Genomic DNA, 21,585 nt, shown 5'->3' with positions numbered 1-21,585 from the left:
AAAACGGGGCGCAGCGCCTCCCGGAACGCTCCGGCATGAATCCGGGACTTGCCAGCCGCAGGGAAATAAGGCAGTATCCTTGCCCGTCAGCAATGAGCAACATCATGAATACGACATATAAAATTGCCATCGGCGCGGACCACGCCGGAGTCGACCTCAAGGAAACCGTCATAGAACTCCTCAAGGCATGGGGCCATGAAGTGACCGACATGGGTACCATGACCAAGAATTCCTGCGATTATTCCGACTACGCCAATGCGGTTGCAAGCAGCATTGCTGACGGCACCAATGACCGCGGCATCCTGATCTGCCGGTCCGGCATCGGCATGAGCATTGCCGCCAACCGCTGGGTGGGCGTGCGCGCCGCCCTCTGCCGCACGGCTCCCGCCGCGGCTCTTTCCCGCCAGCACAATAATTCCAACCTGCTCTGCCTGGCCTCCGCCTACGTGGACAATGAAAGCGTGGAAGACGTTCTGGACGCTTGGCTGCACGCAGACTTTGAAGGCGGCCGCCATGAACGCCGCGTCGTCAAATCCTCCGGAAGCCCCCTGCAATGGAGCGATCCGGAACTGGCCTCCTTCATTGAAGAGGAAGGCCGCCGGCAGAGCAACAACATTGAACTGATCGCCTCTGAAAACTTCGCCTCCCCCTCCGTCCGGGAAGCCCAGGGCTCCCTGCTGACCAACAAATATGCGGAAGGCTACCCCGGCAAGCGCTGGTACGGCGGCTGCGAGGTGGTGGACAAGGTGGAACAGCTTGCCATTGACCGCGTGCTGAACCTCTTTGGCGGCGACCATGCCAACGTGCAGCCCCACTCCGGTTCCCAGGCCAACATGGCCGTTTATTTTTCCGTGCTGAAGCCCGGGGATACCATCCTGACGATGGACCTTTCCCACGGCGGCCACCTTACCCACGGCCACCGCGCAAACTTCTCCGGCAAGCTGTACAACGTCGTTCACTACGGCGTATCCCAGGAAACGGAAGCCATTGACTATGACGCCCTGGAAAAACTGGCCCTGGAAGTGAAGCCCCAAATGATCACGGCCGGCGCCAGCGCCTACTCCCGCACGATCGACTTTGAACGCATGGGCCAGATCGCCAAGGCCTGCGGCGCCTACCTGTTCGTGGACATGGCCCACATTGCCGGCCTCGTGGCCGGGGGACAGCACCCGAACCCGGTTCCCTATGCGGACTTCGTCTCCTCCACCACGCACAAGTCCCTGCGCGGCCCGCGCGGCGGTTTCGTCATCTGCAAGGAGGAATATGCCAAGAAGCTGGATGCGGCCGTATTCCCCGGCATGCAGGGAGGCCCCCTCATGCACGTGATCGCCGCCAAGGCGGCCTGCTTTGGAGAAGCGCTGAAGCCCGAATTCAAGGACTATGCCGCCCAGGTGGTGAAAAACGCCAAGGCCATGGCGGCCAAAATGACGGAACTCGGCTTCCGGGTCGTCTCCAACGGCACGGACAACCACGTGTTCATGGTGGACCTCCGCAACAAGGGAATCAACGGCGCGGACGCCCAGGAAGCCCTGGACCGCGTGGGCATCACCGTAAACAAAAATGCCATCCCGTTTGACACCGGTTCCCCCATGAAGCCCTCCGGCATCCGCATCGGCACGCCCGCCGTGACCACCCGCGGCATGAAGGAAAAAGACGTAGAGCAGGTGGCTGAATTCATCGCCCGCGCCCTGGCCCTGTACGTGGGCGACCAGGTCTGCCCGAACCCGGACGGTTTTGCCCAGCTCAAGGAGGAAGTCTCCGCCTTCAACCGCAACTTCCGCCTTCCTCACTAATCAAATTGCCTTTTCACGTTCAAGCCGTCCCATTGCCAGCAATGGGACGGCTTGCGCTCTTGATGGGAAGCATGAGAACTGCCGGGAAGCACTTCAAGGCATTCCTTCCGGCATCCCACTTCCTCCGGCCCCCTAGCGGGGATCTGCCGGAATGATTCCTCCCCCTGCCGCCATATAACAGGCGGCTGCATCGGCAATGCCATGGCCGTTGGAAAGAGGCGCATTCTGCCTGGGAATGCGGTACCGGCCTCCCACCAATCCTCCGCCATACGTGCTGACCGGATCACAATAAGTGGTTATATGGTCCAATACGCCGGCAGCGGCGGTCAAATGGGCTGTACCCAGCGCCTGCAGGGAAGCGTTGGACAATCCCGCGGCATTGACCGCAACGCCGCTGACCGGGAGAGGAAACGGCACATTGGCCGCCACTCCGAATTGGGCCATGCCGCCGCCCAGGGAATGCCCGGTAGCCCGCACGGATACTATTCCCGGAACATGATTCAACAAATGGCGAATCAATCCCGCCGCCCGGATGTAGCAAATGTCACAGGAATACAACTGGAAAAAATCCGTCAGTACATTGGGAACAAAAACATTCCCATGCCCCATATCCGTTCCGCGAAACGCCACATACACGTTGCAATCACCGTTCTCGTCAACCTCCTGCTTGATGTAGGCATTAAACCCATGGCGCACATGAACATGTCCGCTGGCGGGATCGTAACCGGTTGCTCCGCCAAAAGGAGAGAAAGCAGGATTCAGGGAGGCCAATGGAACCCCTGGCAGAAGGGCCGCGTCAGGATGCGGCGCCATTCCCATCAGATACCCTCCGCCTCCCGGATTAAGGTAGGCATACCGGGAAAAAGTGATCCAAGTGGGAATGGAGGCAGGATAATGCGTATTGTTCCTGTAATGAATGTGGCAACTTATCCTGGCCGTCACAATGCCGGCCAATATTTGAACTAAAGCGGAATGCAGGGTCAGGGGCAGCCCCAAAAGCCTTTCCATGATATAATTATAATGAGGAAGCGCCGCATGGCCTTCCTGAACAAGAAAGGCATCCAGTCTGCGTCCCCCGTCCCGGTGGGAAAAATACCTGGTAGCAATAAAGTCAAACAGGTGTCTGAGATGAAGTAATGGAGTCATGGTATTTATCGGACTGAATTTTGAATATAGTTCAGCACATCACGTTCTTCCTCCGTGAGCACGCCGCTGAGTTTCTCTTTTCTGGACAAGATCTCCCGTGAAAACAGGAGGGCGTCCTGATACAGGGATGCGATCTGGTCCTGTTCCAGCCGGTCCAGAACTTCAAACCCCTTCAATTTGCGCAGCTGGGTTTCCACCCACTCCCGGATTTTCCGTTCGTCAGGTTCGGACACGGAGTCCGTGAATTTTTCCCATTCCTTCAGCCAGGTGTTCGGGATTTCCACTTCAGCCAGAGCCTGGAGCACTTGCTGCTCCAGATCATCCAGCTTGCCTTCCAGCCGTTCCATTTTATCCAGGAACCGCTGTTCATCCGATTCCGGAAAACGGAAGGATGAATCATTGTTTTTCTCGTCGGACATGATGTTTCAACATGGGTTGCGGTCTGCCGCCGCATCCGGAAGAGATGCGTCCAACGGCAAACGCTGCATGAATACCCTGGCCCCATGCCATCAGAAAGAAAACAGGGGCTTTCCCAACAGGGGGAACCATCATGCACAACAGCCATGCGCGCCTTTCAGCGGCATGGAGAAACCCGGCATGAACAAATGCCGTTTGCACGGTCACCCGTGCGACCGCAGCCTCCGGCTATTTCCCTTCCCCGGCCAAACGACTTTCCATGGAGAGCAAGGTATATTTGGCCGCAATCCACGCTTCACGAGCCTTGAGAACCATCATTTGATCGCCCACACTGGAAGCGAGAGCCTTTTCCGCATCCCGGGAGGCCTGCTCCAGAAACTTGACCAGTTCCTTCTGAACGGCAACGCCTTCTTTCAGGGATTCAGCGTTATCACGGCGGAATTCCAGCAGTTTCAACTTGGCTTGAGTCGCTTCCTCCCAGGGAACAATACCGGATTTGTACTGTTGCTGCGCCAGTTCAGCCATGCTGGTTAAAAGCTGCTCCCTTTCCTTGAGAAGGGATTTCAGCGTTTCCTGCGCCGGAGAGATGGAAGAAAGGAAGGCAAGACAGAGAATACAAAGGGTAGTTTTCATTAATCCTCCTTTTACCCTTCCCGGCAGCCTCGTCAAGATGGAAATTGACGTATAAGCCTGAAAAAAGAAAAAATTACGGCAAAGAAAATTGTTGCGGAAGAGAGTAGGCGGCAGGAGGAAGTCCTCCTGCCGGAAAACCGATCCCTTCCCCCGTCCTGCCCCTCCCTTCCGGGCCTTGGTCATACACCCCCGTCTTTCCGAACCGGGGCGGACCATTCCTTGCCGCTTACATCCGTCAGCACCACGGAAACCGGGCCTTCCGGAATCACGGGCAGAGCCGCAGGAAGCGTCACGCCGGCTTTGGCCCCCAGCGGAACGACCAGCCCGAAGGCTCCCGGCTTGATCCGCGCCAGATAATCGTTCTCAATGGCGGATGGAGGGAGGGAGGAAAGCTCGTCCGCTTCCATCTTCCACAGGGTGTTTCCCTGGCCGTCCGTCAGCCGGATGCGGACGAGAAAAGAGCCGTAGGTATCCACGCCTTCCGTGCGGAATACGTTGAAGCGCAGTTCCTGCCCGGACAGGGAAGCCCCGCTGACTTCCAGCAGGGGGTTCACGGATTTGTTGTGAAGCGGCCCCCAGACGCCGCCATGAAAGAACTGGTTGGTCCCCAGCGTGACCAGCATCATGAATACGGCTCCCCAGATGGAAATCCGGGCCATCTTCCGGTAGCCCAGCGGCAGCGGACCGGACGCCACCCAGGCAAACAGGGAGGAACGGCGCTCACAGCAGGAAAGCCGCACCAGCTTGCTGTCCAGGGAGCAGGAGCCTCCCCCCGTCAGGAAAAGAAGAAGCCCCGCGCACATGCCCAGAATACCTATCTGCCATTCATCCAGGCAGGTGGTGCCCAGCCAGCCGGAACCCAGCAGAATCCCCAGCGCCAGGAAAAAAACGCCCACGCTCACCAGGCGCGTCAGCAGCCCCAGCATGAGCATCAACCCGACCAGGCATTCAATGACGGTAAAGACCACCATGAACCACCAGAGTTCGGACGGGTGCGTCACCAGATACTCAATGGCCGGCTTGATTCCCAGCGCATTGGGCAGGAAATGGTTGAATTTGACGCCGATGTACCCCGGATCATCCGGAATCAGCTTGTTTTCCAGCACCAGGCGGCGCCAGAAGGCGGAGAAATACGTCCAGCCCACTACCAGGCGGAGGGGGAGCGCTATCACAGCCGCCCAACGGAAGGCGTCCGGCTGCAACACGGAATGATGGGAAGGTTCCTCTTTCATCTGGTCCAATTCTTTAAGGTTCCGCTATCCTATTCGCGCGATGCAAAAAATCAAAGGATAAAATACCCGGCTTTAACCCGTCCTTGTCATCCGATGCGCTACCGCGCAGCCATGCCGTCCCATACCGGGAAATAATAATGCAGGGTGGGGGCCGGTTCATTCAGCAGGCGGTAATGCCACCATTCCGGAGAGTAGTTGGCAAACCCCTGTTTTTCAAAAGCCTTCTTCAGAATCATCCGGTTCCGGTGCTGGGCGGGGGTCACCAGCGTGGAGTCCGTGGCGGAGCTGGGGTCCAGCAGGTCATGGTGGCCGCCCATGTCCACGGGCTTTCCGGTGTTGGCATGCAGCAGGGAGACGTCCACGGCCACGCCGCGGGAATGTTCCGAAAAATCGCGCACATAGTGGTCTCCAAAGACCTTGGCCTTGTCAATGTTCGGATAATACCGGGCCTTCATCTTCTGGTCGGCGGCATCAGCGCCCCATTGGCAGATGTCCAGCACGGCGGTGTGCGGACGGTAGGCGTCATAAATCTCCAGCAGGTAGCCCTGCCTGTACAGGTCTTCGGAAACTTTTTTCAGGGCGTTCGCCGCCGGAGTGCGCAGGATGGCCCTTTTGCCATGGTAGCCGTCCAGCGGCCGCCCCACAAAGTTGTCATACCCGGCATACTTCAGATTGGTCTTCACCAGCGGGGCCACCTGGTCCACATAGACAAAGCCCGGCTGCATCACGGGCTGGAGAGGCTGGTTGAACGACGGCTTGAATTCGCCGCTGCCGGAACAGGAAGCCAGTAAAACAAGAATGCCGCATGCCGCGGCCACGCAGGTCTTCATGACCATGGAGCGTAGCATGGCATGCGGCGCAAATCCGGTCAGGATTCCGTCATTTCCAGGAATCCCTTGATCTTGCTGATGCGCGTGGGGTGGCGCAGCTTCCGGAGGGCCTTGGCCTCAATCTGGCGGATGCGTTCGCGGGTGACGCTGAACTGGCGGCCCACTTCCTCCAGGGTGCGGGGGCTGCCGTCCCGGAGGCCGAAGCGCTGTTCAATGACCTCGCGCTCACGGTCCGTGAGGGTGTCCAGCACGTCCTTGATTTTTTCTTTCAGGAAGGAGAAGGAGGCTTCTTCCATGGGATTTTCCGCCGCCTTGTCTTCAATGAAGTCACCGAAGGAGGTATCATCGGAATCCCCCACGGGAGCCTGCAGGGAAATGGGCTGCTGGGCCATCTTCAGCACGGAACGCACGCGTTCCACGGGCAGGTGGATTTCCTCCGCGATTTCTTCCGGCGTGGGTTCGCGGCCGTATTCCTGCACCAGCTGCTTCTGAACGCGCATCAATTTATTGATGGTTTCAATCATGTGCACGGGAATGCGGATGGTGCGGGCCTGGTCCGCAATGGAACGGGTAATGGCCTGGCGGATCCACCAGGTGGCGTACGTAGAGAACTTGTAGCCGCGGCGGTATTCGAATTTTTCCACCGCCTTCATCAGGCCCATGTTGCCCTCCTGAATCAGGTCCAGGAAGGAAAGGCCGCGGTTGGTGTATTTCTTCGCAATGGAGATGACCAGTCGAAGGTTGGCTTCCACCATTTCATCCTTGGCCCTGCGGGCTTCGCGGAGCCACTTCCGGAGTTCCTGGTAGGCCTCTCCCATTTCATCCGCGGTCATCCACATGCGCAGTTCCAGTTCCGCAAGGTGTTCCTTGAGCTCCTTGTTTTCCGGGTTCTGGGCAATCTTTTTCTGCATGCGGAGCACGCGGTCGCGGGCTTCGTCAATCATGGAGCAGAAATCCTCAATCACCTTGTGCTTGAAATACAGGCGGCCGAAGAGCTTCACCAGGACGCCGGTAATCTTGTCGAATTCGGCCTGGCGGGCTTTCACGGATTTGGCAACCTCCTTGCTGCGGTACAGCTTGCGGAAGGCGGCGGAGGCGTCCTGATGGGTCTGCTGGATCTGGGCGCAAAGCTGGGCCAGCCCCTTCATGTAGCGTTCGCGGGAGTCGATCTTCTTGTCAAGAATGACGCGGTCAAAACGTTCCTCGTTGTCAAGCAGGCGGTAGGCCACGTCCAGATAGGCATTCGCAATGAAGCCGAACCGGTGCACGCAGCGCTGGACGTTCTGTTCCGCATCCTCAATCCTCTTGGAAATGGCTACTTCCTCTTCACGGGTAAGGAGGGACACCTGGCCCATCTGCTTGAGGTACATGCGGACGGGATCGTCCAGAATGTCCATCTTGGCTTCCAGCTTTTCCTCTTCGTCCTCTTCCTCCGTGTTGATGCGGGTGCGGTCCGTGTAGCTGTCCACGTCGGACGCGTCAATGATGTCAAACGCCATGCTGCGCAGTCGGTCCATGATGGCCTCGTAATCCTGCTGGTCAACGATGTCGTTGGGAAGGGAGTCATTAATGTCGTCAAAGGTCAGGTAGCCCTGCTCCTTGGCCAGCTTGATCAGTTCACGGATTTTCTCCTGGATTTCCGGGGCGTCAATCGGATTCGTGATTTTACGGCTGGCGGCCTTTTTGCGTTCCTCTTCCAGAATTTCACTCAACTTCTTGGGAGTTTCCCCCTTGGAGGAAGATTTCGCGGCCTTCTTCTCGGCGGGCTTTTTCTCCACCGGCCTGGCAGGGGCCTTTTTGTCCGCGGCGGGCGCGGGAGCTTTTTTGGGAGCAGCGGCAGACTTCTTGGACGGGGCCGCCGCCTTTTTGGGGGCGGGAGCCGGAGATGCCTTTTTCACCGGGGCCTTCTTTTCCGCAGCGGGTTTGGCGGGCGCAGGTTTTTTGGCCGCCGGAGCGGCAGCCTTGGCGGGGGCTTTCTTGGCAGGAGCCGCCTTGGGGGCGGAAGCGGTTTTGGAATTTTTTGCAGCAGGTTTGGCCGCTACTTTTTCCTTGGATTCAGAAGCTTTCTTGCTGGAGGGAGTCTTCTTGGGAGAAGAGGAGGATGGGTCACCGGATTTGGACATATCTTGAAAAGAACAGGGCGCAATTCACCATTATATCAATACCCGGAGGTATCGAGGCACTACATTGTACCCAGTAAACGTTTCAAGTCAACACTAAGTTTCGATAATTCAAGCCTTCTGGCGGCATCCGTGGAGGGGTCCGCAAGTTCTGCCATCAGGGAGGCGATGTGCCTCTCCAGAGCGGCCTTCGCAATGCCGGAGCAGGCTTCCTGAACGCTCCTGTCCACGTCCGGAATGGGTACCGGGTCCAGATTCAGCAAGTCCAGGGCGTCCCGTTCCGGCTGGGGCAGGGACGCCAGAAAGGCCTGGATGGCCGCAGGACTGTCCGGGGAAGGCAGCCGGGCCAGGATTTTTTTCAGAATTCCGCCCCCTTGCAGCATCCGCATCGGTTCCAGCAACTCCTCAATGCGGTCCGCAATAAGTCCTTGCGCACGGGCGTTCTGGAGGGATAATTCACAGAGTACGGCTACTGCGCGGTCCATCTTCACGGGAGGAAGCGCCTGGGCGTCCTCCATCTCCATGGCGGCCGTGCGGTCCGCGGACTGGGCCTGCTCCTTCCCCTTGCGGCGGCCGGCCGTTCTCACGGCGCTCCGCAGGCCATTCACGGTCGTGCGCATCCTGGTGGCGACATCCGCCGTAGCCAGGTCACGGGCCACGGGATCGCTCATGCAGGCCAGCAGGGCCGTCATCTCACGGGCAAACGCGGCGCTGGCGGCGGCGTCATTCAGCAGGCCGCGTTCCTTGGCGCGTTCAATGCGGACTTCAAAGAAAGGGCGGGCCTGATCCACCATCTCCGAGAACGCTTCCCTCCCCTCCCTCTTCATGAAGGAGTCCGGATCGTCCCCCGCAGGAAGGTTCACCAGGTAAACATCCTTGCCGAAAGGAGCCAGCTCCCGGAAGGCGCGGTCCGCCGCCGCCATGCCCGCCTTGTCCGCGTCAAAACACAGCACAATCCGGGAAGCGTAGCGTGACAGAATCCTGGCGTGTTCCGGCGTGAACGCCGTTCCCAGCGGAGCCACGGCAAAGGAAAGCCCCGCTTCATGGCAGGCGATGACGTCAATCTGCCCTTCGCACAACAGCGCCTTTCCGCTCTTCCCCATGGGGCCGCGCGCTCTGTCCAGCGCAAACACCACGTCCCCCTTCTTGAAAATGGACGTTTCCGGAGAATTGACGTACTTGCCCACGTTTTCCTGGGGCCGCAGAATGCGGCCGGAAAACGCCACGCATTCCCCGTACACGTTGTTGATGGGGAACATCAGCCTGTCCCGGAACCGGGCGTACAAATCGCCGCGCTCCCCGCGGTTGGCCAGGCCGGAATCAATCAAAACCTGGTCCGGAAGGCCCTCCGCACGCGCCCAGGCCAGGAACTCCCGTGAGGATTCCGGAGCCCAGCCTACCTGCCAGCGCTTGGCCATGGCCGCCCCGTAGCCGCGGGAATTCAGGTAGGCCCTGGCCTCCGCCGCTTTCGGGGAGCGGAGAAGAAGCCGGTGAAAAAAATCTGCCGCCTTCTTGTGGGCCACCAGCAAAGCCGTGCGCGCCTTGCGCCGCTTTTCCTCCGCAGCGTCATACACCTCCTCCACAATGGAGATCCCCGCTTTTTCCGCCAGCCTCCGGACGGTATCCGCAAAGCCCAGGTTCTCCATCTTCATTACGAAGGTGATGGCGGACCCCCCTTCCCCGCAACCGAAGCATTTAAAGTTCTGCCGGCTCTGGTCCACGATGAAGGAAGGCGTTTTTTCATTGTGGAACGGACAGCACGCCTTCCACCGGGACCCGGCCCTTTTCAGGGAAAGATAGGATCCCACCACATCCACAATGTCAGTGGCTTCCAGAACGCGCCGGATGCTGTCTTCATCAATCCTTCCCATAAGGCGCAGCCACTCTATCACAGCGCCGGCGGATGCTCAAGAAGACAGAATCGGATGCGGAGCCGTCGCCCCGGAATCACGGAAAACATTTCTTCCGCAGCCGCTCCCATGAATGAAGACGCCATTCCCTGCCCCGTCCGCGGCGGGAAAAACTCTCCACGCTAAACATTGAACCGGGAAATACCCCGGGGCAAATCAAACCGCACGCGCCGTTTCCGGACCTTCCTTTTCAGGGAAGGAAGCGGACAAAGGAAAAACGCCAGCATGGATAGGAAAAGTTTGATCCTTTTTTTCAAAGTAAGGAATTTCCTGTTATAGCGAGCATGGATTTCCCGGCGGAAGGGCGAACGGTTGGCCTCCCTCCACCATAAAGACACATAAGGGCTGTCATAGCCATCCCACGGTTTTCTGGAAGAACGGGCGAAGTGAATCACCCGGGGCGGTTCTCCGCCGGAAAACGGCCCAGCCTCCATGCCCGGCAGAAATTCTTCCTTCCCATACATATGGAGGGTCAGGTTCCATGAATCGTCAAGGCGCACCCACCTGTTCTTGAATGCCATGTTGAGAACGTCCTGGTCATGCCACATGCGGCCGGGAAGTTTGGACAGCTCAATCATGGCCGACTCCAGCTGTTCCTTTCTGCACAGGCCAAGATTCATGAGCAACACTCCCGAATTGAAAAAATGGTCCGCGGAAAGTCCCAATCCGGGAAGCATCTCCCTGGCCCGGTCCAGCCATTCCCCGCCGATCATGCCGACTGCCCGGTCCGGAACGGCTGCCGCCAGACTGTCGCCCAGTTCCGTATCGTAAAGTTCGGCAATATCATGGCAGACAAGAACGTCGCAGTCGCAGTAAACGATTCTGTCCAGACGTGGAAACAGCGTAGCAAGCAGAAGCCTGTAATACGCGGCGAGCGGCAGGCGGGATAAAACACTGTTCCTGAGCTGGCTTAAATGGGCGGAAACGGAAAACAGACGAACGGACACACGGCTCCGGCCCCCGGCCAGTCCTGTCAGGAGGGTCTGGTATTCCTCAGACAATCCGTCCGCAAGAATGAAGATCTCATAATTCCGGTCGGGGGAGGCGTGCCGTATCAGGGAACTGACGGCTACGCCGCAATAAGGCGCATACTCATCATCCGTGGAAAATACCACGTGCACCGCTTCCTTGGAGGACTGTTCCATATCATTCAACCTTTCTACTGCTTTCATCACGGCGGACCGTTTTCTGTTTGCAACAATTTCCGGGGGCGGCATCCGCTTCATGTCCAGGCCTGGTCTCCCACGGAAAACAAAGGCAAGATGCCGAATAACAGAATTTTCCTTTTATTCCGTGAACGGCGGATTTTTAGGATGGGAAGGAAACCCAGCAGCTTCACCCACCGGATGCTTTTGACGCTTCTGTAATTCTCCCCATGAAGAAAGAAGGAATTCACCACCTGGATATATTCCTGCTGAAGCAGGTCCGGCCTGACTGAAGAAATCCCCTTATCATCAAAAACGGAAATCAGCAGGTTCAGGTTCCTGAACCTGCATTTGTTGAACGCAAAGACAATCCATTGCTTCCAGTCACTGACAATGCGCAGTTTTTCATCGTAAAATCCATAGTCCGTGAACAGGCGTCTCCTGATAAAAGCCGCCTGGTGCGGTATACTCTCCCCGATGAACACGAGGGGAGAAGACACGTTCCGCGGGGGCCTGTTGATTTTATCCAGACTATTGGCCAATAGAACGTTACCGCACAGAATATCTTCCTGATAATTCTGTTTTTCAAAAACTTCCGACAGGACTTCCGGATGGTGGAAATAATCCCCTCCGTTCAGAAAAATGACGAATTCCCCCTGTGCCAGCCGGATCCCCTTGTTCATGGCCTCGTAAATGCCTCCATCCGGTTCGGAAACGAGCCGCGTCACGGGATACCGGGACAGGACATCCAGCGTGCCATCGGTAGAGGCTCCGTCAATCACGATCCATTCAAAATCCATCCAGGTTTGGGAGACGATGCTTTTACATGTTTTTTCAATGCCATGCCGTTCATTCAGGCATACGGTAATAATGGATAAGCGTTTCATGTTATCTTTATTGGTCAAATTGAAAAAATCCGCGGCCTCCGTAACAGGAAAGAAGCCGCCATGGGAGTCAATGAATGCACAGCCTTCTTTTCATCCATGTCCGCATGCGCCATTTCCCCCATGATAACCGCCAGGAGCACGCCCTGTGCATCAGCCATTGACGCATCGTCCTTCCCTGTTTTCCATTCCGGACCATGCAGGAGCGGACGCAGTCTTCATCTATGGTGCTGTGCTTGTTCTCAGGATCAAGAGTATAGACCAGGCTGGGAAATACGCCACAGACGGGAATCCTGCGGCGGATGACAAGTTCACCCCACCAGGTGTCATACGCCTTCCAATAATAATCAAAACCTTCAAGTACACGGAGAGCCCCTTCCCTTGTATAAAGGTTGCCAACGGCCACGCAGGTCACTTTTCTGGGGAATACCAATTGAACGGGGGCATCCGGCATCAGAGGGGTCAGGGAAGACAGACGGCCATGCTCATTGAACAGCTTGATGCATTCCCATCCAGAAGTATGCCGGGTCAGCCATGCGATTCCCTCATTGAAAAGGGGATGCAGGGCCATATCGTCTTCAAGGATGATGCCGTAATCCGCGCCGGATCTCAAAAATACCTCCAGGGCCTTGCAATGGCTCAGGATGCAGGCGTGTTCATTGGGCAGCAAGTCTGAGGTAAATTCGGCATGGCGCCGTTTTTGGTCATATCTCCACAGGTCCTTGTCCGTCAAATCTCCGCCATCTATGGCGGGAACAAGTTGAATGGGGATTCCGAAACGTTCCGCCTGCCGTAAAAGGGAGGAAAGGCGGTGCTCCGCGCGCTCCAGATGAACGGCCAAATATAACAAAGAGGGCTGGGATACTGCCATGGTGATGGGAATTTTCCGGTTGAGTCCTTCCTGTGCCTGGAATGACGGAACATGATTCCGGATAGCGGGAATCTTCCGGGACTCCCCATATTCCCGTACCCGCATTCCTTCAGGCGCCGGAATAATCAACAAGCTCCTCCGTCCGTGACTCGTGATGCCCTATTAATACCGGATTAGTTATCCGTTCAAAAACAGGCAAACTTCTGATTTCCGAAACATCCATTTCTGAGAATTTTTCTCAAAAAACTTCGGTAACAAACTATTTCCCATCATTGAAAAATTCTCATAATATATTCATATTTAACATTTACATCATTATTTATTTTTGTCTTGATGCCGGATAACTAATCCGAAGGTACTAACCCCCCAACAAATTTACCATGAGAAGAAAACACACCCAGACCACGGAACGGACCGCCCTCCAACTCATCAGGCAATACGGCATTTCCATCATGGAGGCCGCGGAGCTCATCCAGCAAATGTTTGCGGCGCTTCCCGGCCGCGGCCCCAGACTGGCCAGAGCCAGAAAATGCATGGAACTGGGAAGGCAGGAAATGGTACGGAGGGAAAAAACGGTTCCTTTTCGTGAAGCGGTGCGGGAAACGCTTCTGGCAAAAAAACACCGCCGCCACCGCACTGTATCGGAAATCAGATATATCTGTGACAGGCTGATGCGAAAGTGCCCCGGCCTTTCCGGACACCCCGTGCGCTCCATGCGTCCGGAAGAATGCCGCGCCTGGATCCACTGCGCCTTTTCCACCCCCCGCCAGCGCTACAAGGCCAGGCTGATTTTAAGCGGAGTTTTTTCCATAGCCCGGAAAAGGGGATGGTGCCAGCGCAATCCGACAGCCGGCAACGCGATTGATATTCCTCCCCCCGCGGAACAAACCATCAGGGTGCTCTCCATACCGGAAATAGAAAAATTGAAACATACAGTCAGGAATCTGCACCATGGAGAATGCCGGGCGGCCTTCGGCCTGATGCTGTATGCCGGCATCCGCCCGGCGGAAGTGGAGAGGCTGACCTGGGGCATGGTGGACCTGGAGGAAAACGTCGTCAGCCTTCCCGCGCGACACAGCAAGACGGGAGGAGGCAGGCAGGTGAGCATCCGGCCCGTGCTGAGAAAATGGCTGATGGAAGCCATGCCGGGGAAGAATGCCCCCATCTGTCCGGAAAACTGGAACCGGAAATGGAAGGAAATCAGGGAAAAAGCGGGCTGGGGCCGGAATGGGATTCCCTGGATTCAGGACGTGCTGAGGCACTGCTACGCCAGCTATCATGCCAAAAGGTTCCGCAACTATCCTGAATTGCAGTATGAAATGGGCCACTCCTGCCTGTCCCTGCTGAAAACGCGTTATTTGAATATGGAAGGCATCACCTCCAAGGATGCAGCCCTCTTCTGGTCTGAAGCCGTTTAAGGCGGTCTCCACTGGGGCTGCCCCCAGGAAACATACTTCTCCATTGAGCGTGCAGGCGGAACATGTTAGCCTTCCGGCATGAAGCACATCCACCTTCTGTTGCTGGCTCTGCTGGCCCTGTTTGCCGGGTCCCCGTTCCGGGCGGCCGCGGAGGAAACCTTCCGTGGCCAGGTAGTCGTCATCCCCGTGGGGGAGGATTCCCTGACCAGCAAGCAGAGCTTCGGTTTCATGAACCGCATCCTGAAGCGGGCGCAGGAGGAACAGGCGCGCGCCGTGGTGTTTGACCTGAACACGCCCGGAGGCCTGGCCTGGGAAACCAGCGAGATGATGATGAAAAGCATCCAGCCGCTGACCATCCCCACCTATGCCTACGTGAACCCCAAGGCCATGTCCGCGGGAGCCCTCATCTCCGCGGCGTGCGACAAGATTTACATGGCGCCCGTCTCCTCCATCGGCGCGGCGGGCATCATCACCTCCTCCGGGGAGGAAATGGACCCCGTCATGCGCAAGAAGGCGGAAAGCGCCTTCTGGGCTTTCACCCGCTCCGTGGTTACGGAAAAAGGATACCGCCCGGAAGTGGTGAAGGCCATGATGATTCCGTCTGACGTGGACCAGCAGTTCGGCCCCGTCAAACTGGAAAAAGGCGCCCTGCTGACCCTGACCGGGAAGGAGGCTGCCACGCGGCTGGATGACGGCAGGCCCCTGCTGGCGCAGGGAACGGCCACCTCCGTCACGGACCTGCTGGCCCAGGAGAAGGTGGACGCCCCCGTGGTCACGGCGGAGCCCACCGCCTTTGAACGCATCGGCCTCTGGATCGCCTGGGCCTCCCCCATTCTGATCCTGCTGGGCATCGGCGGCATTTACATGGAATTCAAGACGCCGGGGTTCGGCATCGGCGGTATCGTGGCGATTGCCGCGTTCGCCCTGTTCTTCTTCGGCAACAACATTGCGGGGAACCTGGCCGGGTATGAAACGGCGGCCCTGCTCATTCTGGGCGTCATCCTGCTGTGCGTGGAATTCTTCGTCATCCCCGGCACCTTCATTGCGGCCATTGCGGGCGGCATCTGCATCTTCCTGGCCCTGTTCGGCGGCATGATCAGCTCCTGGGAATGGGATCATATCATCCGGGACGGACAATGGGAGGACGTCAACACGCTGGCGGTGGTCCTGGGCGTTCCCCTGCTGAAACTGGCCCTGGGCCTGACGGGAGGAGCCATCCTGATTGCCGTGCTGATGAAGTACCTGCCGGATTCCATCCTGATGCGCCGCGTCACCAACGCCACGGTCAGCGGAGGCGCCCCCGGGGAAGCGGTGAGCATTGCACGCGTGCAGATAGGCGACCGCGGGAACGCCGTCACGGAACTGAAGCCCAACGGCAAGGCCATGATCCATGGCGAAATATGCGAGGTTTTCTCTCGACAAGGCATACTCATTAAGGGTACCCCTGTGCGCGTCGTGGATATCCGCCCGTTCGACCTCGTCGTCGTCAAGGACGAATCCCCCTCCGGGGACTGACCTCATCACGCTTTCCATTCACTGCCATGCCTCTCACCGTTGGACTCATTTCCCTGGGCTGTCCCAAGAACCTGATCGATTCTGAAATCATGATCGGCCACCTGCAGAAGGCCGGCATGACCATGACCCCGGAGCCGGAACTGGCGGATGTGATGGTGGTCAACACCTGCGCCTTCATTGACCAGGCCAAGCAGGAAGCCATTGATGCCATTCTGGACGTCGTGCGCGCCCGGGAGAGCGGCGCCTATCCGGAAAACCAGAAGCTGATTGTGGCGGGCTGCCTGTCCCAGCGTTTCCAGAAGGAACTGCCCGCCCTGCTGCCGGAGGTGGACGCCTTCATCGGCCCGGACCAGATCACCAGGCTGCCGGAAATCATCACGGAGGTGATGAACCGCACCGCGCCGGAGCGGAACTTTATTGAAGGCAAGTGCAAGTACGTGCCGGACTGGGAAACGCCGCGCTACCGCCTCACCCCGCCGCACACGGCCTACATCAAGATAGCGGAAGGCTGCAACCACGGCTGCGCCTACTGCATCATCCCCATGATCCGGGGACGCCACCGCAGCCGCTCCCAGCAGGACGTGGTGAATGAAGCGGAAGCCCTCATCCGGTCCGGAGTAAAGGAAATCTGCCTCATCGCCCAGGACATTACCTATTACGGCATGGACAAATGGACGGACGCGCGCCCTAACCGCCGCAGCGCGGTGGATTCTTCCCGCGGGGAGTCCCTGGCCTCCCTGATCCGCGCCCTGAACGCCATTGAAGGGGAATTCTGGATCCGGCTTCTTTATACCCACCCCGCCCACTGGAGCGATGAATTGACCGCCGCCATTGCGGAAAGCCCCAAGGTGGCCCGCTATGTGGACATCCCCCTCCAGCACATTTCCGACAACATGCTCAGCGCCATGCAGCGCGTCACGGACGGGGACTACATCCGCAACCTGCTCAGAAGCATCCGGAAGGCCGTTCCGGGAATAGCCATCCGCACCACCTTCATCACCGGGTTCCCCGGAGAAACGGAAGACGACCATCAGGAACTGATGGAATTCATTGAGGAGTTCCGCTTTGAACGGGCCGGCATTTTCACCTTCTCCCGGGAGGAAGGCACCAAAGCCTACAAGATGCCCAACCAGGTGCACCACCGCACCAAGGCGCGACGGTATAATGAGGCCACCCTGCTGCTGACGCGCATTGCCTCGGAAACGGGCCAGGAACAGATCGGCAAAAACATCCGCGTCCTGGTGGACGCTCCCGGCGTTGCCAGAACGGAATGGGACGCCCCGGACATTGACGGAACTGTTTCCGTTCCCCTCACGCTGCCCGTAGGCGAATTCGCCACAGTCACCGTAACGGACGCCATGGCGTATGAATTGACGGCGGAATGAACCGCCACAGGCGGTTTCAAAGACAACACGCGAAGGTGCAACGATAAAAGCGGCAGGTGATTAAACCGCCCATTTTTCCCTGCCCTGACCTTTCGTTCCTGGTATTTGCGCCACAGGCTCTTATTGTTTCACGCTGGATGCGGGAAGAGGCATGTTGACGGGGGGAGGCGCCTGAGGTGCGGCACCCGCAGCCGGGGAAGAAGAAGCGGACGGCGGCACGGGACTCAGGGAGGTGTTCATCCGGGACAAATCCAGTTCACGGGAAGCGGAAGCGGCTTCAGGACTGACGGCGCCCATATTGGCAGGCAGCGGAAGCAGCATTCCGTCCGGCCCTATCATATCGGGGGTGGAGACAGGATAAAAGCCCATCATTTCCTGTGGATTGACGATCTCGGACAGGCTCACGTATCCCTGGCTGCCGTCTTCAAATTCAACCTTGGCGAACAAATCTCCGCAAACCAGTACTTTGGCGTTCTTCACGTCCCCCCTGACGGTTCCGCTTGTGGAAAAATTGCTCTCCGGGTTCTGCTGGAACACCATCATTTTTTCCTTCTTGAACGTCACGGATTCTCCCGGCTTGTACATCGCCTGGTCCGCCTTGTTTTTGGCCGCCATTTTCTTGGAAGTGATGCCTACGGGATCCAGCGCCGAACTCTGACGGTCCCAGGCATTCACATGCTTGTTCGTGCCGCAGGAGGCCAGCAGCACCAGCAGGGCGTAAGGGAGAAGTGCCAATTTCATTTGCCTGTTATACTAACCATTGAAAATGGCGGAGGGAAGTAGAATTTGCGCCTGTTCCGCAGGATTTCACTTCCAAGGAAAAATTCCCGCTTTCCTGCCAGTCCCCGCCTTCTTCATGCTGGACAATCGGAAAACTTTCCGGATAGTGGTAAAACGTACCAGTTTCATTTCCAAATGATCAAGATGTGTTTTCCGGCACTTTTACTTATTGTTCCATCATGCTGCATGATGAAAGCAAAGGAAGTCCATGGCCGCCAGCTTATGCATCCCCTGATGGTCCAGACGGCTCCCCCTCCCTTGTCCTACCATGGTTCCGATGCCTCCTTTGATTACTTCTCCACGGCGCTCTGCAAATACAAAGTTCCACGGACGGAAGAAGTCATGCTTGAACAATACCGTCGCCCCTTCACTTCATGGAAGAAGGATGGAGAAAGGCAGAAAACGGGGCTTTCCATCAACAAACAGGGAGAATGGGTCATCATGTTGTTTCCCGCAGCCGGACCTCATGCCTTTCCCCTCACATCCGGCCACATGGAAAAAGCGGACATCCTGCCTTTTTAAAAGGGAGCGATTCTCCCGGCAGGAAAAAACAGGCGTTCCTCCCGGACTCCCTCCCATGTTCTCTTCACGCGGACGCCGCAAATCATGGCGCAAAGGCAACGTATTAGGCTTGCCGCATTCCTTCCGGGAATGCTATGGTGCCACCTACGGTTCCCACGGCTGGCACAGGTCCATCCGGGGAACCGTTCAAGCATGGGTTCTGATATGAATGAAAAGAGATTAGCCGGAGTGGTTCTGCCATTGTTCTCCCTTCGCCGTAACAACGATCACGGCATTGGGGACCTGACGGCTCTGCGCCAGTGGATTGACTGGGCGGCGGACGCCCACGTGGGATTCCTTCAATTACTGCCTGTCAACGCCCTGGGCCGGGACGAATGCCCATCCCCTTATTCCGCCATCAGCTCCGTGGCGCTGGAGCCCCTGTACCTTTCCCTGGAACCCTGGACCATTCCCGGCCTGGAAGAACGCGTATTCAATGAAACCGGAGACACCCTGCCATGGGAACAGCCCTCCGGTCCGGACCTGGTGGACTACCCCAAGGTGAGATTCTGGAAGATGTGGATTCTGCGGGGCGCATGGAACAACTTCAAAACCAAGCCGGAGTACGAGGGCATCATGCCCAAGTTCCGGGAATGGGTGAAAGAACAGGGCAGCTGGCTGGAAGACTTTGTGTGTTTTCAGGTCCTCTGCGACCTGTTCGGCACGGAAATCTGGTGGCACTGGCCGGAGCAGGACCCTGCACGGGCGAAGGCCATCGCCGCCGATTACGAGGAAGAAAAGGACTTCGGCCGCTGGCTTCAATGGCTCTGTGAAAAACAGTGGGAGTTTATCCGGATTTATGCGGACGAACGCAACGTGAAACTGATGGGGGACATCCCCATCGGCGTCTCCCTCTCCAGCGCTGACGTCTTTTTTGAACGCTACCTGTTTGATACGGACTGGTGCGGAGGAGCTCCGGCGGAAGGTAATTACGCGGAGGATCCCTTCACGGCCAAATGGGGGCAGAACTGGGGCATTCCCCTGTACAAATGGGAGGTCATGGCCCAGGACAACTTCGCCTGGTGGCGCCGCCGGGTGAAGTATTGCACCAAGATTTTCAGCATGTACAGGATTGACCACATCCTGGGCTTTTACCGCATTTACTCCTTCCCGTGGAAACCCACGGAAAACGAGGTTTTTCTGCCGCTTACCCTTGAACAGGCGGCCCAGAGAACGGGAGGCAGACTCCCCGGCTTCAAGCCGCGCACGGATGACAACGCCGTGGACCGCAACCTGAACCTGGCGGACGGAGACCTGTATCTGCGCCTTCTGCTGTCCGCCGCTCCCGGAGTCAGCGTGGTGGGGGAAGACCTGGGCTGTGTGCCGGATTACGTGCGCCCGAACATGCGGCAGCTGGACATCCCCGGCTTCAAGATCCCCCACTGGGAAATCAGGACGGATGGCACCATCACCCCTGGAAAGGAATATCACGAATGTTCCTTTGCGGCGTTCGGCACGCATGATTTTGAAACCATCATACAGACCTGGAACGACAGCTACGCCAAAATTGAGCGCGCCCGGAAGCTGGGGTTGTGGAAGGGAAGCTCCCCCAAAACGCCTTCCAACCCGGAGCAGGAAAACATTGTCCGCCAGGCGGAAGACGGAGCGCGTCTGCTCAAATGGTTTGCGGACTTTTCCGGCATGCAGCCGGACACATGGCTCTCCTACTGGAACCTGGAAATCAAGACGGCCATGTACGATGCCCTGTTCCGGTCCAACTCCCGTTATGCGGCCATTCTCTGGCCCGCCCTCTTTGACGTCAACAAGCGCCTGAACATCCCCGGCACCACGGGAGGAACCAACTGGAGGGAACGCATGCCCTTCAAGGCGGTGGAAGCTTGTAACATGCCCCAGACGGCATGGCTGCGCACCGTCATTGACGGCTCTGACCGCACCCCGCTCCAGGGAGAAGACGCCATCAATGCCCTCAAGGCGTCCAGCAGACGCATCTTCCCGAAAGTGACCGTCAACGATGAACGGTTCCTGAAGAAAATGCTGATGTGGCCCAACGGAAAATCGCTTTAACGGAAAGCAGAAAGGGAACCCCGGAAAGCGTGCTTTGCCGGGCGGCTACGGAAAATACGGGGTCTCACCCCCTTCTGCGCCGGAACGCCAGACCGGCCATTCCCAGCAGGTTCAGGAAGGCCGCAGAGGGTTCGGGAACCTGCATCATGACCAGACCGTTCAGGGCGGCGCTGCTCCATTCTCCCTTGCTTTCATCATACAGGCCGCTCACCGTGAGTGTCAGCGTCCCATCCTCCCCTATTTCCATTTCCTGCCATTCCAGCATGCCTGCATACTGGCCGGCCGCGCCGTCATTCCCGGCAATGGTACGGTTCACTCCGTTTAACGAATAGGAGGCTCCCGGAGCCGTTCCTCCGGAGGCGTAAGTGCGCCCTGCCGCCAGAGAGATATGATACACGCCCGCGGCCAGTCCGGAAAAAGTCAGCGTAAAGCTGGCTCCATGGTCGGCCGTGACGAAATCCTGATAGGCCGTGGAAGGCATGACCGTCAGATCCGCTGCCGGATCAAATTTCTTGTACAGGGAATCCGGGGCGTAGGCGAAACCGCTCCCGCCAATCATGGACAGATTTCCGCTGGAGCCGTTTTTAACGCCGGACATGGTAATGCTCTGCCCGGCTCCCTCCGTACTGTAAACAATGATCTCCTTCCCGGATGCATTTTCATGCGTCTTGTCCTTGTCCCCTCCGTAATAATTGGACGAAAAAGTAATATCCCCCGTCTTTGTCTGGTCTGAGGAAAAAGCCACATTGTTCCACCCCTGCAACTTGGTCGTGGAAATATATTTGTAAGACGCTGCCGAACTCAAGGGACCGAAGTCAATGCAGTACGATGCGGCGCCCGCCGGAAAAACGCCAAACGCCGCAGCGCAGGAAAGGTAAAAGAGAGCGGTCTTCATGAATGAACAACAGGATCGGATTATT

The 21,585-nt window shown here is 57.6% G+C and carries 18 protein-coding genes; 6 read left to right on the top strand and 12 right to left on the bottom strand.

Features of this window, described 5'->3' with window-relative positions:
- The first annotated feature begins 104 nt into the window (after positions 1-104).
- The gene (rpiB, locus tag LIO64_RS10335) at positions 105-1,793 is read left to right on the top strand and encodes a ribose 5-phosphate isomerase B (protein ID WP_290549364.1); all 1,689 of its coding nucleotides are present in this window, start codon (positions 105-107) and stop codon (positions 1,791-1,793) included.
- A gap of 132 nt (positions 1,794-1,925) precedes the next feature.
- Here the strand turns inward: rpiB and LIO64_RS10330 are convergent, their stop codons facing one another.
- The 10 genes from LIO64_RS10330 to LIO64_RS10285 all read right to left on the bottom strand — a co-directional run bounded on the left by LIO64_RS10330 (position 1,926) and on the right by LIO64_RS10285 (position 12,981).
- Complete coding sequence (locus LIO64_RS10330) at positions 1,926-2,939, bottom strand: hypothetical protein (RefSeq protein ID WP_290549363.1); 1,014 nt, start codon at positions 2,937-2,939, stop codon at positions 1,926-1,928.
- Between the two features lie 5 nt (positions 2,940-2,944).
- A complete protein-coding gene (locus LIO64_RS10325; protein WP_290549362.1) occupies positions 2,945-3,358 on the bottom strand; it encodes a hypothetical protein in 414 nt (137 codons plus the stop codon).
- A 226-nt stretch (positions 3,359-3,584) separates the two neighbouring features.
- On the bottom strand, positions 3,585-3,989 hold the full coding sequence (locus LIO64_RS10320) for a hypothetical protein (protein WP_290549361.1): 405 nt from the start codon (positions 3,987-3,989) through the stop codon (positions 3,585-3,587).
- A gap of 179 nt (positions 3,990-4,168) precedes the next feature.
- Positions 4,169-5,221 carry a TQO small subunit DoxD gene (locus tag LIO64_RS10315; RefSeq protein WP_290549360.1) on the bottom strand — a complete coding sequence of 351 codons (1,053 nt, stop codon included), beginning with the start codon at positions 5,219-5,221 and terminating at the stop codon, positions 4,169-4,171.
- 98 nt (positions 5,222-5,319) lie between these two features.
- On the bottom strand, positions 5,320-6,069 hold the full coding sequence (locus LIO64_RS10310) for a M15 family metallopeptidase (protein ID WP_290549359.1): 750 nt from the start codon (positions 6,067-6,069) through the stop codon (positions 5,320-5,322).
- 20 nt (positions 6,070-6,089) lie between these two features.
- The gene (gene rpoD / locus LIO64_RS10305) at positions 6,090-8,174 is read right to left on the bottom strand and encodes an RNA polymerase sigma factor RpoD (RefSeq protein WP_290549358.1); all 2,085 of its coding nucleotides are present in this window, start codon (positions 8,172-8,174) and stop codon (positions 6,090-6,092) included.
- Positions 8,175-8,233: 59 nt separating this feature from the next.
- Positions 8,234-10,042: a DNA primase gene (gene dnaG, locus LIO64_RS10300; RefSeq protein WP_290549357.1), complete on the bottom strand. Its 1,809-nt coding sequence runs from the start codon at positions 10,040-10,042 to the stop codon at positions 8,234-8,236.
- 161 nt (positions 10,043-10,203) lie between these two features.
- Positions 10,204-11,253, bottom strand: coding sequence for a glycosyltransferase family 8 protein (locus LIO64_RS10295; protein WP_290549410.1), 1,050 nt, complete (start codon positions 11,251-11,253; stop codon positions 10,204-10,206).
- Positions 11,254-11,303: 50 nt separating this feature from the next.
- A complete protein-coding gene (locus LIO64_RS10290) occupies positions 11,304-12,113 on the bottom strand; it encodes a glycosyltransferase family 2 protein (protein ID WP_290549356.1) in 810 nt (269 codons plus the stop codon).
- A 67-nt stretch (positions 12,114-12,180) separates the two neighbouring features.
- Positions 12,181-12,981: a glycosyltransferase family 25 protein gene (locus LIO64_RS10285; protein ID WP_290549355.1), complete on the bottom strand. Its 801-nt coding sequence runs from the start codon at positions 12,979-12,981 to the stop codon at positions 12,181-12,183.
- 380 nt (positions 12,982-13,361) lie between these two features.
- Here LIO64_RS10285 and LIO64_RS10280 point away from each other — a divergent pair, with 380 nt between their 5' ends.
- The 3 genes from LIO64_RS10280 to rimO all read left to right on the top strand — a co-directional run bounded on the left by LIO64_RS10280 (position 13,362) and on the right by rimO (position 17,299).
- Positions 13,362-14,399, top strand: coding sequence for a tyrosine-type recombinase/integrase (locus LIO64_RS10280; protein WP_290549354.1), 1,038 nt, complete (start codon positions 13,362-13,364; stop codon positions 14,397-14,399).
- A 78-nt stretch (positions 14,400-14,477) separates the two neighbouring features.
- Positions 14,478-15,914, top strand: coding sequence for an NfeD family protein (locus LIO64_RS10275; RefSeq protein ID WP_290549353.1), 1,437 nt, complete (start codon positions 14,478-14,480; stop codon positions 15,912-15,914).
- Between the two features lie 26 nt (positions 15,915-15,940).
- Positions 15,941-17,299: a 30S ribosomal protein S12 methylthiotransferase RimO gene (rimO, locus tag LIO64_RS10270; RefSeq protein ID WP_290549352.1), complete on the top strand. Its 1,359-nt coding sequence runs from the start codon at positions 15,941-15,943 to the stop codon at positions 17,297-17,299.
- Between the two features lie 120 nt (positions 17,300-17,419).
- On the opposite strand, the gene LIO64_RS10265 is transcribed toward rimO, so the two are convergent.
- The gene (locus LIO64_RS10265; RefSeq protein ID WP_290549351.1) at positions 17,420-18,040 is read right to left on the bottom strand and encodes a hypothetical protein; all 621 of its coding nucleotides are present in this window, start codon (positions 18,038-18,040) and stop codon (positions 17,420-17,422) included.
- 225 nt (positions 18,041-18,265) lie between these two features.
- Here LIO64_RS10265 and LIO64_RS10260 point away from each other — a divergent pair, with 225 nt between their 5' ends.
- Positions 18,266-18,601 carry a hypothetical protein gene (locus LIO64_RS10260; RefSeq protein WP_290549350.1) on the top strand — a complete coding sequence of 112 codons (336 nt, stop codon included), beginning with the start codon at positions 18,266-18,268 and terminating at the stop codon, positions 18,599-18,601.
- Between the two features lie 192 nt (positions 18,602-18,793).
- The gene (locus tag LIO64_RS10255) at positions 18,794-20,665 is read left to right on the top strand and encodes a 4-alpha-glucanotransferase (protein WP_290549349.1); all 1,872 of its coding nucleotides are present in this window, start codon (positions 18,794-18,796) and stop codon (positions 20,663-20,665) included.
- Between the two features lie 64 nt (positions 20,666-20,729).
- Here the strand turns inward: LIO64_RS10255 and LIO64_RS10250 are convergent, their stop codons facing one another.
- A complete protein-coding gene (locus tag LIO64_RS10250; protein WP_290549348.1) occupies positions 20,730-21,560 on the bottom strand; it encodes a PEP-CTERM sorting domain-containing protein in 831 nt (276 codons plus the stop codon).
- Positions 21,561-21,585: the final 25 nt, after the last annotated feature.

Source organism: Akkermansia sp. (assembly GCF_020860705.1).
Classification (GTDB): Bacteria; Verrucomicrobiota; Verrucomicrobiia; order Verrucomicrobiales; family Akkermansiaceae; genus Akkermansia.
This window is presented reverse-complemented; position numbering and strand designations above follow the sequence as displayed.

Coding starts and splice junctions, on each gene's coding strand:
- LIO64_RS10260 (WP_290549350.1), top strand. CDS start 18,266: ATGATGAAAGCAAAGGAAGTCCATGGCCGCCAGCTTATGCATCCCCTG.
- LIO64_RS10325 (WP_290549362.1), bottom strand. CDS start 3,358: ATGTCCGACGAGAAAAACAATGATTCATCCTTCCGTTTTCCGGAATCG.
- LIO64_RS10280 (WP_290549354.1), top strand. CDS start 13,362: ATGAGAAGAAAACACACCCAGACCACGGAACGGACCGCCCTCCAACTC.
- LIO64_RS10320 (WP_290549361.1), bottom strand. CDS start 3,989: ATGAAAACTACCCTTTGTATTCTCTGTCTTGCCTTCCTTTCTTCCATC.
- LIO64_RS10285 (WP_290549355.1), bottom strand. CDS start 12,981: ATGGCAGTATCCCAGCCCTCTTTGTTATATTTGGCCGTTCATCTGGAG.
- rpiB (WP_290549364.1), top strand. CDS start 105: ATGAATACGACATATAAAATTGCCATCGGCGCGGACCACGCCGGAGTC.
- LIO64_RS10255 (WP_290549349.1), top strand. CDS start 18,794: ATGGGTTCTGATATGAATGAAAAGAGATTAGCCGGAGTGGTTCTGCCA.
- LIO64_RS10330 (WP_290549363.1), bottom strand. CDS start 2,939: ATGACTCCATTACTTCATCTCAGACACCTGTTTGACTTTATTGCTACC.
- LIO64_RS10315 (WP_290549360.1), bottom strand. CDS start 5,221: ATGAAAGAGGAACCTTCCCATCATTCCGTGTTGCAGCCGGACGCCTTC.
- LIO64_RS10290 (WP_290549356.1), bottom strand. CDS start 12,113: ATGAAACGCTTATCCATTATTACCGTATGCCTGAATGAACGGCATGGC.
- rimO (WP_290549352.1), top strand. CDS start 15,941: ATGCCTCTCACCGTTGGACTCATTTCCCTGGGCTGTCCCAAGAACCTG.
- LIO64_RS10250 (WP_290549348.1), bottom strand. CDS start 21,560: ATGAAGACCGCTCTCTTTTACCTTTCCTGCGCTGCGGCGTTTGGCGTT.
- LIO64_RS10265 (WP_290549351.1), bottom strand. CDS start 18,040: ATGAAATTGGCACTTCTCCCTTACGCCCTGCTGGTGCTGCTGGCCTCC.
- rpoD (WP_290549358.1), bottom strand. CDS start 8,174: ATGTCCAAATCCGGTGACCCATCCTCCTCTTCTCCCAAGAAGACTCCC.
- LIO64_RS10275 (WP_290549353.1), top strand. CDS start 14,478: ATGAAGCACATCCACCTTCTGTTGCTGGCTCTGCTGGCCCTGTTTGCC.
- LIO64_RS10295 (WP_290549410.1), bottom strand. CDS start 11,253: ATGAAAGCAGTAGAAAGGTTGAATGATATGGAACAGTCCTCCAAGGAA.
- LIO64_RS10310 (WP_290549359.1), bottom strand. CDS start 6,069: ATGCTACGCTCCATGGTCATGAAGACCTGCGTGGCCGCGGCATGCGGC.
- dnaG (WP_290549357.1), bottom strand. CDS start 10,042: ATGGGAAGGATTGATGAAGACAGCATCCGGCGCGTTCTGGAAGCCACT.